Source organism: Dellaglioa sp. CoH-57-MRSF-20 (assembly GCF_056781955.1).
The window spans coordinates 1-456 of record NZ_JBXAXV010000117.1; the positions used below are offsets into that span (position 1 = coordinate 1).

Consider the following 456-nt stretch of genomic DNA (forward strand, 5'->3'; position numbering starts at 1 on the left):
CGCCTTGAGGCTCTAATTCAATTCAACGCTGCGGATTTGGCTCACGTTCAAGACCCGGAGGACGATCCGGTCGATGGTTCCGAGAACGCAGGAGAGCTGCTGGAGCGAGCTGCGCAGGAAACTTCTGAGGCACCAGCAGGTTGGGCGGATATTGCCGGCTCTGGTCAAAGCGTTCCAGAACTGGAAGTTAACTTCGGCTTCATGAGCCGTGAAGGTGCCCAACCTACGGCCCTCAGCCCCGAACAGCTTAGCGCTGCGCTCGTTATGTATTCGGAATCCCCGAATCGTGAATACAGTATCACCGAACATCGACTGATGTTCCGACTCGGCGGTGATATCACTCTTGAATCGCTGGATGCTGCGTTCCGCCCGAACAGCGTGCGCAACACCATCGACTGGTTTGACGTGGTTCCAGCTATCGGTGATCACAAGCGGGTGGTGTGGGAAGCTTGGATC

The 456-nt window shown here is 56.4% G+C and carries 1 protein-coding gene; it reads left to right on the forward strand.

Features of this window, described 5'->3' with window-relative positions; translation table 11 throughout:
• The coding region (locus tag AC1RPN_RS08400; protein WP_481763746.1) for a hypothetical protein at positions 1–456 on the forward strand (456 nt) is incomplete at both ends.